Source organism: Phaeodactylibacter luteus (genome assembly GCF_007993045.1).
Lineage (GTDB): Bacteria > Bacteroidota > Bacteroidia > Chitinophagales > Saprospiraceae > Phaeodactylibacter > Phaeodactylibacter luteus.
Window position 1 is genome coordinate 1 of record NZ_VOOR01000211.1, and the last position, 448, is coordinate 448.

General features: G+C 36.2%; 1 protein-coding gene. It reads right to left on the bottom strand.

Features of this window, described 5'->3' with window-relative positions:
* Nucleotides 1–52: 52 nt before the first annotated feature.
* Nucleotides 53–448: hypothetical protein (locus FRY97_RS22680; protein ID WP_170254886.1), on the bottom strand; the 396-nt coding region annotated here is incomplete at its 5' end.

The following is a 448-nucleotide window of genomic DNA, read 5'->3' on the forward strand; positions in this document are numbered from 1 at the left end:
AGTATTATGTGGAAAGCCCCGGCGGTAAGCAGAGGCTCTTTTAAGTCTGTTGCTATATAAGTTCTTCTTCGAATTCTATTTTCCTTTTGAAGTAAACATCTAAGGCTTCTCCTTCCCTATCCAAAAGTTGTTCATAATGATTTGCATCTAAACATAATTCTGAATAGCCCCACATTGCCTCTTTATCAAAAGGGAAAATACCATCATCTTCGTGATATAATCTAAAATACCAATTAACATGGATAGACGGATTTACAACTTGGAAAAGTTGATAAGGGAAAAAACTCGGCTTGCCTTTTTCATCAACCAAATACCAAAGTTGCTTTTCAGCTAATGCCATTCCCATCACCAAATACTCTTTTTCTACTTCAAGTCCGAAATTGAAGTTACTTGGAACTCCTGAAGGTACATCGCCAGGGTTGTTGTATTTACACAAAACTTTCATTAT